13 protein-coding genes are annotated in these 14,323 nt (G+C 71.9%); 7 read left to right on the top strand and 6 right to left on the bottom strand.

Annotated elements, in window-relative coordinates; translation table 11 throughout:
- Window positions 1-464: 464 nt before the first annotated feature.
- The 6 genes from ACTT8P_RS09515 to ACTT8P_RS09490 all read left to right on the top strand — a co-directional run bounded on the left by ACTT8P_RS09515 (window position 465) and on the right by ACTT8P_RS09490 (window position 7,458).
- Window positions 465-1,229, top strand: a complete 765-nt coding sequence (locus ACTT8P_RS09515; protein WP_442831107.1) for an IclR family transcriptional regulator — start codon at window positions 465-467, stop codon at window positions 1,227-1,229.
- A 296-nt stretch (window positions 1,230-1,525) separates the two neighbouring features.
- Window positions 1,526-2,320, top strand: coding sequence for an MIP/aquaporin family protein (locus tag ACTT8P_RS09510; RefSeq protein WP_442831106.1), 795 nt, complete (start codon window positions 1,526-1,528; stop codon window positions 2,318-2,320).
- A gap of 46 nt (window positions 2,321-2,366) precedes the next feature.
- Window positions 2,367-3,905 (top strand): glycerol kinase GlpK, encoded by a 1,539-nt coding sequence (gene glpK / locus ACTT8P_RS09505; protein WP_442831105.1) that lies wholly within the window; start codon window positions 2,367-2,369, stop codon window positions 3,903-3,905.
- 8 nt (window positions 3,906-3,913) lie between these two features.
- Entirely contained in the window at window positions 3,914-5,530 is a 1,617-nt protein-coding gene (locus ACTT8P_RS09500) for an FAD-dependent oxidoreductase (RefSeq protein WP_442831104.1), read from the top strand.
- 127 nt (window positions 5,531-5,657) lie between these two features.
- The gene (locus ACTT8P_RS09495) at window positions 5,658-6,329 is read left to right on the top strand and encodes a FadR/GntR family transcriptional regulator (RefSeq protein ID WP_442831103.1); all 672 of its coding nucleotides are present in this window, start codon (window positions 5,658-5,660) and stop codon (window positions 6,327-6,329) included.
- Window positions 6,330-6,477: 148 nt separating this feature from the next.
- Window positions 6,478-7,458 carry a PAC2 family protein gene (locus ACTT8P_RS09490; protein ID WP_442831102.1) on the top strand — a complete coding sequence of 327 codons (981 nt, stop codon included), beginning with the start codon at window positions 6,478-6,480 and terminating at the stop codon, window positions 7,456-7,458.
- Between the two features lie 154 nt (window positions 7,459-7,612).
- Here ACTT8P_RS09490 and mshC read toward each other — a convergent pair whose 3' ends face one another.
- From mshC to ACTT8P_RS09470, 4 genes are all read right to left on the bottom strand, one after another.
- Window positions 7,613-8,842, bottom strand: coding sequence for a cysteine--1-D-myo-inosityl 2-amino-2-deoxy-alpha-D-glucopyranoside ligase (gene mshC / locus ACTT8P_RS09485; RefSeq protein WP_442831101.1), 1,230 nt, complete (start codon window positions 8,840-8,842; stop codon window positions 7,613-7,615).
- 95 nt (window positions 8,843-8,937) lie between these two features.
- Window positions 8,938-9,765: an SCO1664 family protein gene (locus ACTT8P_RS09480; RefSeq protein ID WP_442831100.1), complete on the bottom strand. Its 828-nt coding sequence runs from the start codon at window positions 9,763-9,765 to the stop codon at window positions 8,938-8,940.
- Window positions 9,729-10,319: a DUF3090 domain-containing protein gene (locus ACTT8P_RS09475; protein ID WP_442831099.1), complete on the bottom strand. Its 591-nt coding sequence runs from the start codon at window positions 10,317-10,319 to the stop codon at window positions 9,729-9,731. The genes ACTT8P_RS09480 and ACTT8P_RS09475 overlap by 37 nt, the downstream gene beginning before the upstream one ends.
- Before the next feature lie 67 nt (window positions 10,320-10,386).
- Complete coding sequence (locus tag ACTT8P_RS09470) at window positions 10,387-11,073, bottom strand: histidine phosphatase family protein (protein WP_442831098.1); 687 nt, start codon at window positions 11,071-11,073, stop codon at window positions 10,387-10,389.
- Between the two features lie 61 nt (window positions 11,074-11,134).
- On the opposite strand from ACTT8P_RS09470, the gene corA reads away from it, so the two are divergent.
- Entirely contained in the window at window positions 11,135-12,130 is a 996-nt protein-coding gene (corA, locus tag ACTT8P_RS09465; protein WP_442831097.1) for a magnesium/cobalt transporter CorA, read from the top strand.
- Window positions 12,131-12,145: 15 nt separating this feature from the next.
- On the opposite strand, the gene ACTT8P_RS09460 is transcribed toward corA, so the two are convergent.
- Both ACTT8P_RS09460 and ACTT8P_RS09455 read right to left on the bottom strand, forming a co-directional pair.
- Window positions 12,146-12,928, bottom strand: a complete 783-nt coding sequence (locus ACTT8P_RS09460; protein WP_442831096.1) for a ferritin-like domain-containing protein — start codon at window positions 12,926-12,928, stop codon at window positions 12,146-12,148.
- A 231-nt stretch (window positions 12,929-13,159) separates the two neighbouring features.
- Window positions 13,160-14,215 (bottom strand): LLM class F420-dependent oxidoreductase, encoded by a 1,056-nt coding sequence (locus ACTT8P_RS09455; protein ID WP_442831095.1) that lies wholly within the window; start codon window positions 14,213-14,215, stop codon window positions 13,160-13,162.
- Window positions 14,216-14,323: the final 108 nt, after the last annotated feature.

Genomic DNA, 14,323 nt, shown 5'->3' with positions numbered 1-14,323 from the left:
TCCAGCGTGGGGTTCTGCGCCTGGAGCATGGTGCCCATCGCACCGTCGGCGACCACCACACGGGTGGCGAGCGCCTCGCGCAGGGCGGTGACACGGGTCCGGGTGTCGGCGGACGGGGTGGACGGCGACGAGGCCATGTACGGGCTCCCTAGGATGCGACGGCTGTCGGCTTTGCGGCTTCCCGGGGTCATCGGTACACAACACACCGGGCGGGCGCACGCCGCCAGGGTAGCCGGGAGACGGGACCCGCGGTCAGGGCGTCCACGGGACGGACGAGGATGAGACGGGGGCGCCGGCCGGCCTCGGCGGGGGCGGCGCGGCGGAGCCCGGGGTGGCCGAAGAGTGCCACAGTTGCCCACCGGCCATTGGCGGGAGGTCGGCATGGACCGGTAGTGTTCGGCATTGCCGAACAGTGGAAGTGACGTCGCGCGTCGACGGTAGGACGGGACGGAGGCGGGACGGCGATGGCACGGAACATCCAGTCGCTCGAACGGGCGGCCGCGATGCTGCGGCTGCTCGCGGGCGGCGAACGACGGCTCGGCCTCTCCGACATCGCCTCGTCGCTGGGCCTGGCCAAGGGCACCGCCCACGGCATACTGCGCACCCTCCAGGCGGAGGGCTTCGTCGAGCAGGACACCGCCTCCGGGCGCTACCAGCTGGGCGCCGAGCTGCTGCGTCTGGGCACCACCTATCTCGACGTGCACGAGCTGCGGGCGCGCGCCCTGGTGTGGACCGACGACCTGGCCCGCTCCAGCGGCGAGAGCGTCCACCTGGGCGTGCTGCACCAGCAGGGCGTGCTGATCGTGCACCACGTCTTCCGGCCCGACGACAGCCGGCAGGTGCTGGAGATCGGCGCCATGCAGCCGCTGCACTCCACGGCGCTGGGCAAGGTGCTGTCCGCCTACGACCCGGTCGCGCACAGCGAGGCGCTGGAGACCGAGCGCCGGGCCTTCACCGACCGGACCATCTGCGCGCCGGACGCCTTCGAGCACGTACTGGACCTCACCCGCGCGCGGGGCTACGCGGCGGACGTCGAGGAGACCTGGGAGGGCGTCGCCTCGATCGCCGCCCCCATCCACGACCGGCGGCGGATGCCGGTCGGCTCGGTCGGCATCACGGGCGCCGTGGAGCGGCTCTGCCAGGAGGGCGAGCTGCGCCCCGAGCTGATCGCGGCGGTGCGGGACTGCGCCCGCGCGGTCTCCCGGGATCTGGGCGCCGGACGTTTCTGACCCCGCCGCGGCGGGCGGCACCGGGGCGCCGAGGGCAGCGTCCCGGCGCTCGGCATGCCCGGGACCAGCCGGAAAACGGCAATACATCACCGTAAGACGACAGACCTCACCAAAGTTTGATCAGGGGACTGATCGGTATCAATCGTGTTTTGGACAACAGAGCTCTTGACGTGCGTGCGATGTCGGGATGAGACTCCGTCCATCGGTCGGCATTGTCGAACACCTACCGGCATCACGCGATAGAGTGGACGACCTCAAGGGCCGGCTTCCCTGGACGAAGGACAAAGGAGTCGCGGGTGTCCAGCTCCGACATCTTCATCGGCGAGACCATCGGTACCGCCATACTCATTCTGCTCGGCGGTGGCGTCTGCGCCGCCGTCACACTCAAGAAGTCCAAGGCGCAGAACGCCGGCTGGGTGGCCATCGCGCTCGGCTGGGGCTTCGCCGTCATGGTGGGGGCCTACATCTCCACCCCGCTCTCCGGCGCCCACCTGAACCCGGCCGTCACGCTGGCCCTGGCGATCAAGGACGGCAACTGGGGCGACGTCCCGGTCTACTGGGGCGGCCAGATCCTCGGCGCCCTGATCGGCGCCACCCTGGTGTGGCTCGCCTACTACGGCCAGTTCCACGCCCACCTCACCGACAAGGAGATCGTCGGCGGTCCGGGCGCCCAGGACACCACGGCCAAGTCGGTGGAGGCCCAGGAGAAGGGCGCGGGCCCGGTGCTCGGCGTCTTCTCCACCGGCCCGGAGATCCGCAACACGTGGCAGAACCTGGTTACCGAGATCATCGGCACCTTCGTGCTGATCCTCGCCATCATGACCCAGGGGCTGAACCAGGACGGTGACGGTCTCGGCGCGCTCGGCGTCCTGATCACCTCGTTCGTGGTGGTCGCCATCGGCCTCTCGCTCGGCGGCCCGACCGGATACGCCATCAACCCGGCCCGCGACCTCGGCCCGCGCATCGTGCACGCCCTGCTGCCGCTGCCCAACAAGGGCGGCTCCGACTGGAGCTACGCCTGGATCCCGGTGGCCGGACCGCTGATCGGCGCCGCCATCGCCGCGGGCGTCTACAACGTCGCCTTCGCGTGAGCCACGCCGTACCCCACCGCCACCACCACGGACCCCAGGAGCAACAGTGAGCGACACCCACACCACCGGCCCGTTCATCGCCGCGATCGACCAGGGCACCACCTCCTCCCGCTGCATCGTCTTCGACCGCGACGGCCGCATCGTCTCCGTCGACCAGAAGGAGCACGAGCAGATCTTCCCCAAGCCGGGCTGGGTCGAGCACGACGCGAACGAGATCTGGCGCAACGTCCAGGAGGTCGTCGCCGGCGCCGTCCAGAAGGCCGGCATCACCCGCGACGACATCAAGGCCATCGGCATCACCAACCAGCGCGAGACCACCCTGGTCTGGGACAAGCACACCGGTGAGCCCGTCCACAACGCCATCGTCTGGCAGGACACCCGCACCGACGCCCTCTGCCGGGAGCTGGGCCGCAACGTCGGCCAGGACCGCTTCCGCCGCGAGACCGGCCTCCCGCTGGCCTCCTACTTCGCCGGCCCCAAGGCCCGCTGGCTGCTGGACAACGTCGACGGCCTGCGCGAGCGTGCCGAAGCCGGCGACCTGCTCTTCGGCACCATGGACAGCTGGGTCATCTGGAACCTGACCGGCGGCGTCGACGGCGGCCGGCACGTCACCGACGTCACCAACGCCTCCCGCACCCTGCTGATGAACCTGCGCAAGCGGGAATGGGACGAGAAGATCTGCGAGTCCATCGGCGTGCCACCGCAGATGCTCCCCGAGATCCGCTCCTCCGCCGAGGTCTACGGCGAGATCAAGGGCGGACAGCTCGGCGAGCTGCTCGGCGGCATCCCGGTCGCCTCCGCGCTCGGCGACCAGCAGGCGGCCCTGTTCGGGCAGACCTGTTTCGCCGAGGGCGAGACCAAGTCGACGTACGGCACCGGCACCTTCATGCTGATGAACACCGGTGACAAGGTCATCAACTCCTACAGCGGCCTGGTGACCACCGTCGGCTACCAGATCGGCGACCAGGAGCCGGTCTACGCGCTGGAGGGCTCCATCGCCGTCACCGGTTCGCTGGTGCAGTGGATGCGGGACCAGATGGGCCTGATCTCCACCGCCGCCGAGATCGAGACCCTCGCCCTGACGGTCGAGGACAACGGCGGCGCCTACTTCGTACCGGCCTTCTCCGGCCTGTTCGCCCCGTACTGGCGCTCCGACGCCCGCGGTGTGATCGCCGGCCTGACCCGGTACGTCACCAAGGCGCACCTCGCGCGCGCCGTCCTGGAGGCCACCGCCTGGCAGACGCGGGAGATCGCGGACGCCATGACGAAGGACTCCGGGGTGGAGCTGACCACCCTCAAGGTCGACGGTGGCATGACCTCCAACAACCTGCTGATGCAGACCCTCGCCGACTTCGTGGACGCGCCCGTGGTGCGCCCCATGGTCGCCGAGACCACCTGCCTCGGCGCCGCCTACGCCGCCGGCCTGGCCGTCGGCTTCTGGAACAGCACCGACGACCTGCGCGCCAACTGGCGGCGGGCCGCCGAGTGGACCCCCCGCATGGACGCGGACACCCGCGACCGCGAGTACAAGAGCTGGCTCAAGGCCGTCGAGCGGACCATGGGCTGGCTCGAGGACGAGGAGTAAGAACCACCATGACCACTCAGTCCACCCTGACGTCCGTACCTGCCCTGGGGACGCACCCGGCCGCCGGCTCGAACCCGAGCCGGGCCGAGACCCGGGAGCAGCTCTCCCAGGCGTCGTACGACCTTCTCGTCATCGGCGGCGGCATCCTGGGCATCTCCACCGCCTGGCACGCCGCGCAGTCCGGCCTCAGGGTGGCTCTGGTCGACGCCGGCGACTTCGCCGGCGCCACCTCCTCCGCCTCCTCCAAGCTGCTCCACGGCGGTCTGCGCTACCTGCAGACCGGCGCGGTGAAGCTGGTGGCGGAGAACCACTTCGAGCGCCGCGCGGTCTCCCGCCAGGTCGCCCCGCACCTGGCCAACCCGCTCACCTTCTACCTGCCCGTGTACAAGGGCGGGCCGCACGGCGCGGCCAAGCTCGGCGCCGGTGTCTTCGCGTACTCGGCGCTGTCCGCGTTCGGCGACGGCGTCGGCCACCTGCTCTCCCCGGCCAAGGCCCAGCAGGACGTGCCCGAGCTGCGCACCGAGAACCTGAAGGCGGTGGCCGTCTACGGCGACGACCAGATGAACGACGCCCGGATGGCGCTGATGACGGTCCGCGCGGCCGTCGACGCGGGCGCGGTGGTACTCAACCACGCCGCGGTGTCCGGGCTGCGCTTCACCAAGGGCCGGGTGACCGGCGCCGAGCTGACGGACCGGCTGACCGGCGAGGAGTTCGGCGTCAACGCCCGGCTGGTGCTCAACGCCACCGGCCCCTGGGTCGACCACCTGCGCAAGCTGGAGGACCCGGGCGCGGCGCCGTCCATCCGGCTGTCCAAGGGCGCGCACCTGGTGCTCAAGCGCACCTCGCACTGGAAGGCGGCGCTGGCCACCCCGATCGACAAGTACCGGATCACCTTCGCCCTCCCCTGGGAGGACATGCTGCTGCTCGGCACCACCGACGAGGAGTACGAGGGCGACCCGGCGGACGTCGCCGTCAACGACAAGGACATAGCCCAGATCCTGGACGAGGCGGCGTTCTCCGTCCGGGACCAGCAGCTGGACCGCGACCTCATCACGTACGCCTTCGCGGGACTGCGCGTCCTGCCGGGCGGGCCCGGGAGCACGGCCAAGGCCAAGCGCGAGACGGTCGTCACCGAGGGCCGGGGCGGCATGCTGTCGGTGGCCGGCGGCAAGTGGACCACCTTCCGGCACATCGGCCGCACCGTCATGCAGAAACTGGAGGCGCTGCCGGGCCACCCCCTCGGCGACGACTTCGAACCGGTCTCCTCGCTGCCGAAGAAGCTGCCGCTGCCGGGCGTCGCCAACCCCCGCGCGATCGCCCACCGGCTGCTGGTGGACGGCCCGGCGCCGGGCCCGCGGATGGCCGCCGACACCGCCAAGCACCTGGCGACGCACTACGGTTCGCTGGCCCTGGACATCGCCCGGCTGGCCAACGAGAGCCCGGAGCTGGCCGAGCGGGTGCACCCGGACGCGCCGGAGATCTGGGCGCAGGTGGTCTGGGCCCGGGACCACGAGTGGGCCGAGACGGCGGACGACGTGCTGCGCCGCCGCACCACGCTGACCATCCGCGGCCTGGCCACCGACGAGGTGCGCGGCAAGGTGCAGGACCTGCTCGACAAGAAGTAGGCGCCCGCGCCGGGCGGCGGCCCCGCGCCCTTCGGGGCCGGGGTCGCCGTCTGTCGTGTCGGTGCCCCCATAATGGCCTGATACATCGGATGTCTGAGGGGCGTCCGGCAGAGGCAGGAGGCCGAGCGTGGCAGTCACCGACGAGGCGATCGAGAAGATCAAGGACATGATCGTCTCCGGCGCGCTGCGCCCCGGCGACCGGCTGCCCAAGGAGAGCCGGCTCGCCGACGAACTCGGGCTGTCCCGCAACTCCCTGCGCGAGGCGGTCCGCGCCCTGTCCCTGATCCGCATCCTGGACGTGCGGCAGGGCGACGGCACCTATGTGACCAGCCTGGACCCGCAGCTCCTGCTGGAGGCGCTGAGCTTCGTGGTCGACTTCCACCGCGACGACACGGTGCTGGAGTTCCTCTCCGTCCGCCGCATCCTGGAGCCGGCCGCGACCGCGATGGCGGCGGCCTCGATCAGCGCGGCGGAACTGGACGCGCTCGACGCCCAGTTGGACGCGCTCGGTGCCGAACCCTCGGTGGAGCGGCTGGTCGCCTGCGATCTGGAGTTCCACCGGGGCATCGTGCGCGGCTGTGGCAACACGGTGCTGTGTTCGCTGCTCGACGGTCTGTCCGGGCCGACCACCCGGGCCCGGGTGTGGCGCGGTCTGACCCAGGAGGACGCGGTCGGCCGCACCCTGCGCGAGCACCGCGCGATCCTCGCCGCGCTGCGCGACCGGGACGCGGAGGCGGCGCGTTCCTGGGCGACCGTGCACATCGCGTCGGTGGAGCAGTGGCTGCGCTCCACCTTGTGATCCGACCCTGTGATCGCTCCCGCGTGTTCCACCCCGGGGAACGGGGCAGTGATCCGTTCACTCCCCCGTGCAAGGGGGCTGCGGGCGCCCCCGCCGCACGCCGTAAGGTTGGGTCGTTAGGCGAGGGCACGTCGGAAGGAGGCGCTGGGTGATCGAGCTCGAGGGGGTTCCCGAGCTGATCGACCCGGTCATGGTGGCCGCGTTCGAGGGCTGGAACGACGCCGGCGACGCCGCCTCCACCGCGGTCGCGCATCTGGACCGGGAGTGGAAGGGCGAGGTGTTCGCGGCGCTGGACGCCGAGGACTACTACGACTTCCAGGTGAACCGGCCGACGGTGTTCCTGGAGGCCGGGGTGCGCAAGATCACCTGGCCGACGACGAGACTGTCCGTGGTCCGGGTCGGCGGTGACAAGCCGCGCGACCTGGTGCTGGTCCGCGGCATCGAACCGTCCATGCGCTGGCGGTCGTTCTGCAACGAGCTGCTGGGCTTCGCCCATGAGCTGGGCGTCGAGCTGGTGGTCGTCCTGGGCGCCCTGCTCGGTGACACCCCGCACACCCGTCCGGTCCCGATCAGCGGCACCACGTCGGACGCCGACCTGGCCCGCCGCATGGACCTGGAGGAGACCAAGTACGAAGGTCCCACGGGCATCGTCGGCATCCTCCAGGAGGCGTGCACGCACGCGGGCGTGCCGGCCGTGTCGCTGTGGGCGGCGGTGCCGCACTACGTGTCGCAGCCGCCCAACCCGAAGGCGACGCTGGCCCTGCTGAACCGGCTGGAGGACCTGATCGACGTCCGCATCCCGCTGGGTGAGCTGCCCGAGGACGCGCGGGCCTGGCAGGTGGGGGTGGACCAGCTGGCCGCCGAGGACAGCGAGGTCGCGGAGTACGTGCAGACGCTGGAGGAGGCCCGGGACACCGCGGAGCTGCCGGAGGCGTCGGGCGAGGCGATCGCCCGCGAGTTCGAGCGGTATCTGCGGCGCCGGGACGGCGGACCGGGCGGCCACGCGACGGCGGACGGCGGCGAGGTCCCGCCCGGTCCGCCGTTCCGACGGGACGGTCCGGGCGGCCGGCCGCGACCGCCGAAGCCGCCGAAGACCGGCGGCGACGACGAGGAATCCTCGGAGGAGTGAGGTGGGGAGGGGGGCTCGTCCGAGCCCCCCTCCCCCGTTTCAGATCTGGTGCACCGGGCGCGGGGCCGGCCGGCGGCGAAGGAGCACGGCCCAGCACATGAACGAGGGCTTCCGCGGGGTCGGCCGCGGAAGCCCTCGTGTCGCTTCTCGCCCGCTACAGGGCGACGCCCAGCAGCGCGTCCACCGCGCGGGAGACGACGCCGGGGGCGCCGGTGTCGGTGCCGCCGGACTCCCGCTGGAGCGCGGCCCAGCGGTCCACCGCGGCCAGCGCGGCCGGGGAGTCCAGGTCGTCGGCGAGGGCCTCGCGCAGTTCCTCGACGAGCGGCTCGGCGGGCGGGCCGTCGGGCCGGGAGACGGCGGCCCGCCAGCGCTCCAGGCGGGCCTCGGCGTCCCGCAGCACCTGGTCGGTCCACTCCCAGTCGGACCGGTAGTGGTGGGCGAGCAGCGTGAGCCGGACGGCGGCCGGGTCGACGCCGTCGCGGCGCAGCTGGGAGACGAAGACCAGGTTGCCCTTGGACTTGGACATCTTCTCGCCGTCCAGGCCGACCATGCCGGCGTGCACGTACGCCTTGGCCATCGGGAACTCGCCGGTGAGCGCCTGGGCGTGCGAGGCGCCCATCTCGTGGTGCGGGAAGGCGAGGTCGGAGCCGCCGCCCTGGACGTCGAAGCCCATGCCGAGGTGGTCCAGGGCGATGGCGACGCACTCGATGTGCCAGCCGGGCCGGCCGCGGCCCAGCGAGCCGCCGTCCCAGCTGGGCTCGCCGTCGCGGGCCGCCATCCACAGCATCGGGTCGAGGGGGTTCTTCTTGCCCGGCCGGTCCGGGTCGCCGCCGCGTTCGGCGGAAAGCAGCCGCATCGCCTCGGCGTCCAGGTGGGAGACCTGACCGAAATGCGGGTCGGACTCGACGGAGAAGTAGACGTCCCCTTCGAGTTCGTAGGCGGCGCCCGCGTCGCGGAGCCGCTCGACCAGCGGGACGATGCCCGGTATGGCCTCCACGGCGCCTATGTAGTGCCGCGGCGGGAGCATCCGCAGGGCCGTCATGTCCTCGCGGAAGAGGGCGGTCTCCTGCTCGGCGAGGGCGGTCCAGTCGACGCCGTCCCGGACGGCCCGCTCCAGGAGGGGGTCGTCGACGTCGGTGACGTTCTGGACGTAGTGAACCTGCCGCTTGGTGTCCAGCCACACGCGCTGAACGAGGTCGAACGCGTTGTACGTCGCCGCGTGTCCCATGTGGGTGGCGTCGTACGGCGTGATGCCGCAGACGTAGATACGGGCGACGGGACCGGGGTCGAGGGTGACCGGACCGCCGGTCGCGGTGTCGTGAATCCTCAGGTCGCGGCCCTGACCAGGCAGGGCGGGGACCTCGGAAGCGGGCCAGGCATGCATGACACGAGCGTAACCGGACGGATGTTCCGTACACGAACCGGACGGCGGCAGGATGACCGGTTAGGCGTTCTTGCCGATCACCGCGGTATGTGCTGCTACACGGGCGGCCAGGGGATGGCCGGCCACTCGCCGCCCGGCTCGGGATGGGTCCCGGCGGTCAGCAGCGCGTCGACCCGGGCGCGGGTGGCCTCGGTCTCGGCCGGGGTGATCAGTTCGGCCAGCCGGGTGGCCAGGCTCCCGCCGTCCTTGAGCGTCTCCCGCAGGGCGCCGAGCACCGTCCGGGCCTCCTCGGTCAGCGGCTCCCCCGCCCAGCCCCACAGCAGGGTGCGCAGCTTGTCCTCGGTGTGGAAGGTGACGCCGTGGTCGATGCCGTAGAGCCGGCCGCCGGCGGGCAGCAGGTGGCCGCCCTTGCGGTCGGCGTTGTTGATCACCGCGTCCAGCACGGCCAGCCGCCGCAGCCGCGGGTCGTCGGCGTGCACCAGCAGCGCGGTCTTCCCGTCGCCGACCTCGGCGAGGCCGATGGCCTTCCAGCCGGGCTCCGGTTCCTCGGCGTCCACCAGGGCGAGCAACTCGGTGTCCGGGGTGGCCTCGATCCACTGCTGGACCATGCCCTCGCCGTACGGCCCGTCGCGCAGCACGGTCACCGGCACCAGGCCCCAGCCGGTCGCCTCGGAGACCTGGTACGCGGCGACCTCGCGCTGGGCGAGGGTCCCGTCGGGGAAGTCCCACAGCGGCTGTTCACCGGCCACCGGCTTGTAGACGCAGGCGGCCTCGCGGCCCTGGTGGGTGACCGTGCAGTACAGCGCCGCGTTGGAGGCGTCGCGGATGCGGCCGCGGACGGTCAGCTCGCCGTGGGTGAGCAGGTCGACGGCCACCGGGTCGGCGGTCACGCTCCGCGGCGGTATCCGTTCTGGCGCGGACATACGTGTCCTTCCGGGTCGAGCGGGAGGCTGCACAGCGGGCACGGCGGCCGCCCGGCGTTGACGACGTCGAGGGCGCGCTTGGCGAAGGCCCTGGCCTGCGCGCCGGTGAGCCGGACCCGCAGCATCGGGGGGCCGTTCTCCTCGTCCTGGAGAAGCCTTTCCTCGGCTTCGGCGAGGTCCTCCTCGGACTCGGCGTCCAGCTCCACCAGGGCCTGCGCCTCGACGATCATGCGCTGGTCGTCGCCGTCCCAGGCCAGCGCCATGGTGCCGACCCGGAACTCCTCCTCCACCGGGGCGTCCAGCGGGGCGGTGTCGGCGGGCTCGGTGGGCGCCATCGCGGGGACCGCGGCGACCCCGCCGCTGCGCCGGACCACCTCGTCGAGCAGCTCGTCCATGCGTTCGGCGAGCGCGGCGACCTGTGTCTTCTCCAGGGCCACGCTGGTCACCCGGGGGCCGGCGGTGGCCTGGAGGAAGAACGTACGGCGCCCGGGCAGTCCGACCGTGCCGGCCACGAAGCGGTCCGGCTGGTCGTAGAGGAACACCTGACGGGACACGTCCTGTCTCCATGGGAATTCGGGGGTGGCTACTGCTGGGACCGCTTCACCCTACTGCGGCCGACGATCACGGTGCGCCCGCGCCGCCCCCGACCGTCGCGTCGCCGCCCGGCGGCGCCTCGGGGGGCGCCAGCGAGGTGAGGTCGCCGGTGTCGCCGAGCCGCACCAGGAAGGGCCGCAGCCGGGTGTAGCGGATCGCCGTGACGGAGCACGGGTCCACGTGGATGCGCTGGAAGAGGTCGAGATGGAGGCCGAGGGCGTCCGCGACGAGCGACTTGATGATGTCGCCGTGGGAGCACATCAGGTACACGGCGTTCGGCCCGTGGTCGCGCTCCACGCGCGCGTTCCACTCGCGGACCGCCTCGGCCGCGCGGGTCTGCATGGCGCGCATCGACTCGCCGCCGGGGAAGGCCGCCGCGGACGGGTGCGCCTGCACGATCTCCATCAGCGGCTCGTCGTTCAGCTCGGCGAGCTTGCGGCCGGACCAGTCGCCGTAGTGGCACTCGCCGATCCGCTCGTCGGTGTGCACGCGCAGCTCGGGCCGGGCGGCCAGCAGCGGCCGGATGGTCTCCTGGCAGCGTTGCAGGGGGCTGGTGACGATCTCGGAGAGCGGCAGCGCGGCGAGCCTCGCGGGCAGGGCGGCGGCCTGGGCGGCACCGCGTTCGTCGAGGGCGACGCCGGGCGTCCAGCCGGCCAGCAGCCCCTCGGTGTTGGCGGTGGAACGTCCGTGCCTGACCAGGATCAGCGTGGGCATGCGCCAAGGGTAGGCGTACGGCACCGGGCACCGACGTCCGGGCGAGGGGAGAATGGGTTCGGTGATCGTCGACTGTGCCATCTACCGGGACGGGCACCGCTCCGAGGGCCCGGCGGACTTCTCCGACGCGCTGGAGCAGGCGCGGTCCGCGGGCGGCTTCGTGTGGATCGGGCTGCACGAGCCGACGGAGGAGGAGTTCGAGCACGTCACCCGGGAGTTCGGGCTGCACCCGCTGGCCGTGGAGGACGCTCTGAAGGCGCACCAGCGGCCCAAGCTGGAGGTGTACGACGACTCGCTGTTCGTGGTGGTCAAACCGGTGGTCTACGAGCCGGAGAGCGACACCGTCTCCTCCGGCGAGGTGATGATCTTCCTTGGCGACGCCTTCGTGGTGGTGGTCCGGCACGGCGAGGGCGCCGCGCTGAAGGCGGTCCGGCAGCGCCTCGAGCACGAGCCCGAGCTGCTCGGCAAGGGCCCGACCTCGGTGCTGTACGCGATCGCCGACGCCGCCGTCGACCACTACCTGGAGGTGGCCACCGAACTCCAGACCGACCTGGAGGAGCTGGAGGCGGAGGTGTTCTCGCCGGACAGCGGCGGCTCGCGGAACACGGCGTCGCGGATCTACACCTTCAAGCGGCAGGTCCTGGAGTTCCGCCGGGCGACCGGCCCGCTGGCGCTGCCGCTGACCCGGCTGGCGGGCACCGGCTCCTTCGGCGCGCCGGTGCCGTTCGTCAACGACCAGGCGCGGCCGTTCTTCCGCGATGTGCAGGACCACATCCTGCGGGTGAACGAGTCGGTGGACGGCCTGGACCGCCTGGTCTCGGACATCCTGTCGGCGCACCTGGCGCAGATGAGCGTCCGGCAGAACGACGACATGCGGAAGATCTCCGCGTGGGCGGCGATGGCCGCGGTCCCCACCATGATCGCCGGGGTCTACGGCATGAACTTCGACCACATGCCCGAGCTGCACTGGGTGTGGTCGTACCCGGCGGTGATCGCGCTCATGGCCGCCCTGGAGGTGCTGCTGTACCGGATGTTCAAGCACCGGGGCTGGCTCTAGCGGGTCCTACTGCGGTCAGGCGGGGGCGGGGGTCGCCGGGCCGCCGAGGGCGTCGCGGCGGTCGGGCATCCTCAGAGTCACCATGCGGCGCCAGCCGCCGAGCCGCTCGTAGGCGTACATCGCGCGGATGCCCGTGGCGAGCGCCGCCGACTTGGCGCGCGGCCAGCCCAGGAGGCGGCCCATGTGCGCCATCACCGCGAGGCTGACGTCCCGGTAGACGCCGATCTCGGCGAGCGCGCACGCGCGCAGGGTGCGCTGGATGAGCCGGCCGTGTCCGGCGGCGGCGAAGCGGAGCAGTTCCTCGTGCGAGTAGGCGAGGTGGTTGTCCTCGTCCCCCGAGATCATCCGGACCGCGTTGCCCACGTCCGGGTGGCCGGCGAAGTACTTGCGGAGCATGACCATCTGGTCGGCCGCCCGCTGCTCGGTGACCCTGCTGTGCGCCAGGTACGTGATGATGTCCTCGACGGTGAGCGGCTGGTCGGCCTTGAGCTTCTCGTGGGCGAGACCGATGCCGTGCCGCTCCAGGAGCGCCGTGTAGTCGGTCTCCGGGGGGACCGGCACCGGTTCCAGGCCGCGCTTCTTCAGCAGGGCGTCGAAGATGCGGCCGTGCTTGTCCTCGTCCGCGCCGTGCCGGGTGATCTTGGGGGCGAGGGCGCGCTCGCTCTCCGGTACCAGCGCCGCGATCCGCGCGTTCTCCCAGCCGCCCTGCGACTCACCGCTGGCCGCGATGGAGCAGAACAGCCGGAACGACTCGTCGTGGTCGAGGATCTCCTGGAACAGACTCTTGGCCGACAGCATCACCGGTCACCTCTCCGCCTCTGCAATGTTCCGCAAGGGTGCGCGAAGAACGAGTCAAGTGCGGGACACAGGGCGCGGCAACAGGTGTGTCGGACAACTCCGCCGAACGAAGGACAGGCGGGCCCATGCGCGGGCGTAACCACGCGCGCGTGCGGGCGTTGTTCCCCGTGACGGCCGTGGCGGGGAAGACCCCCGAGCCCCCACCACGGCCGTAAGACTTCTCCACGCCGCCTAGGCGAGTCCGGCGCGTTCGAGTGCTTCCGTGCCGGCCCGCAGCGAGGCGAGCCGCTCCTCCAAGGCGAAGCCCGCGGGGGCGAGGGTCAGGGTGGTGACGCCGGCCGCCGCGTAGGCCCGCATCCGGTCGGCGATCCGGTCGACCGAACCCAGCAGGGTGGTCTGGTCGATCAGGTCGTGCGGTACGGCGGCGGCGGCGCCCTGCTTGTCGCCGTCCAGGTACTTGTCCTGGATCTCGGCGGCCTGCTTCTCGTACCCCATGCGGCCGGCCAGCTGGTTGTAGAAGTTCTGCTTGCGGCTGCCCATGCCGCCGACGTACAGCGCGGTGTACGGACGGAAGGTGTCGGCGAGCGCGGCGACGTCCTTGTCGTCGCCGACGGCCAGCGGGACGGTCGGGCAGACGTCGAAGCCGTCGAGGGTCCGGCCCGCCTTCTCGCGTCCGGCGCGCAGATGCCGGATCGCCGTCTCCTCCAGGTGCTCGGCGGACGGGAAGATCAGCAGGGCGCCGTCGGCGATCTCGCCGGTCTGCTCCAGGTTCTTCGGGCCGATCGCGGCGATGTACAGCGGGATGTGCTCGCGCTGCGGGTGCACGGTGAGCTTGATGGGCTTGCCGGGGCCGCCGGGCAGCGGCAGCGTCCAGTGCGCGCCGTCGTGCGTCAGACGCTCCCGGGACATCGCCTTGCGGACGATCTCGACGTACTCGCGGGTGCGGGCCAGCGGCTTGTCGAACTTCACGCCGTACCAGCCCTCGGAGACCTGCGGGCCGGAGACCCCGAGGCCGAGGCGGAACCGGCCGCCGGAGAGCGAGTCCAGGGTGGCGGCGGTCATCGCGGTCATGGCCGGCTGGCGGGCCGGGATCTGGAAGATGGCCGAGCCGACGTCGATCCGCTCGGTCTGCGCGGCGACCCAGGTGAGCACCGTGGCTGCGTCGGAGCCGTAGGCCTCGGCGGCCCAGCAGACGGCGTAGCCGAGCCGGTCGGCCTCCTGCGCGACGGCCAGATTGTCCCCGTCCATTCCGGCGCCCCAGTAACCGAGGTTGATCCCGAGCTGCATGGCCGATCCCCTTACCGATCAGTAACGTCCCTGGTGCACCGACCTTAGCGGGCGAATCCGGTTGTCCACAGGCCCCCACAGGCGAAGCCGTGGCCAGTAATCTCGGCG

Source organism: Streptomyces sp. JW3 (assembly GCF_052216785.1).
Classification (GTDB): domain Bacteria; phylum Actinomycetota; class Actinomycetes; order Streptomycetales; family Streptomycetaceae; genus Streptomyces.
This window is presented reverse-complemented; position numbering and strand designations above follow the sequence as displayed.

Coding starts and splice junctions, on each gene's coding strand:
- ACTT8P_RS09460 (WP_442831096.1), bottom strand. CDS start 12,928: ATGCTGTCGGCCAAGAGTCTGTTCCAGGAGATCCTCGACCACGACGAG.
- ACTT8P_RS09480 (WP_442831100.1), bottom strand. CDS start 9,765: ATGTCCGCGCCAGAACGGATACCGCCGCGGAGCGTGACCGCCGACCCG.
- ACTT8P_RS09515 (WP_442831107.1), top strand. CDS start 465: ATGGCACGGAACATCCAGTCGCTCGAACGGGCGGCCGCGATGCTGCGG.
- ACTT8P_RS09470 (WP_442831098.1), bottom strand. CDS start 11,073: ATGCCCACGCTGATCCTGGTCAGGCACGGACGTTCCACCGCCAACACC.
- ACTT8P_RS09500 (WP_442831104.1), top strand. CDS start 3,914: ATGACCACTCAGTCCACCCTGACGTCCGTACCTGCCCTGGGGACGCAC.
- mshC (WP_442831101.1), bottom strand. CDS start 8,842: ATGCATGCCTGGCCCGCTTCCGAGGTCCCCGCCCTGCCTGGTCAGGGC.
- ACTT8P_RS09455 (WP_442831095.1), bottom strand. CDS start 14,215: ATGCAGCTCGGGATCAACCTCGGTTACTGGGGCGCCGGAATGGACGGG.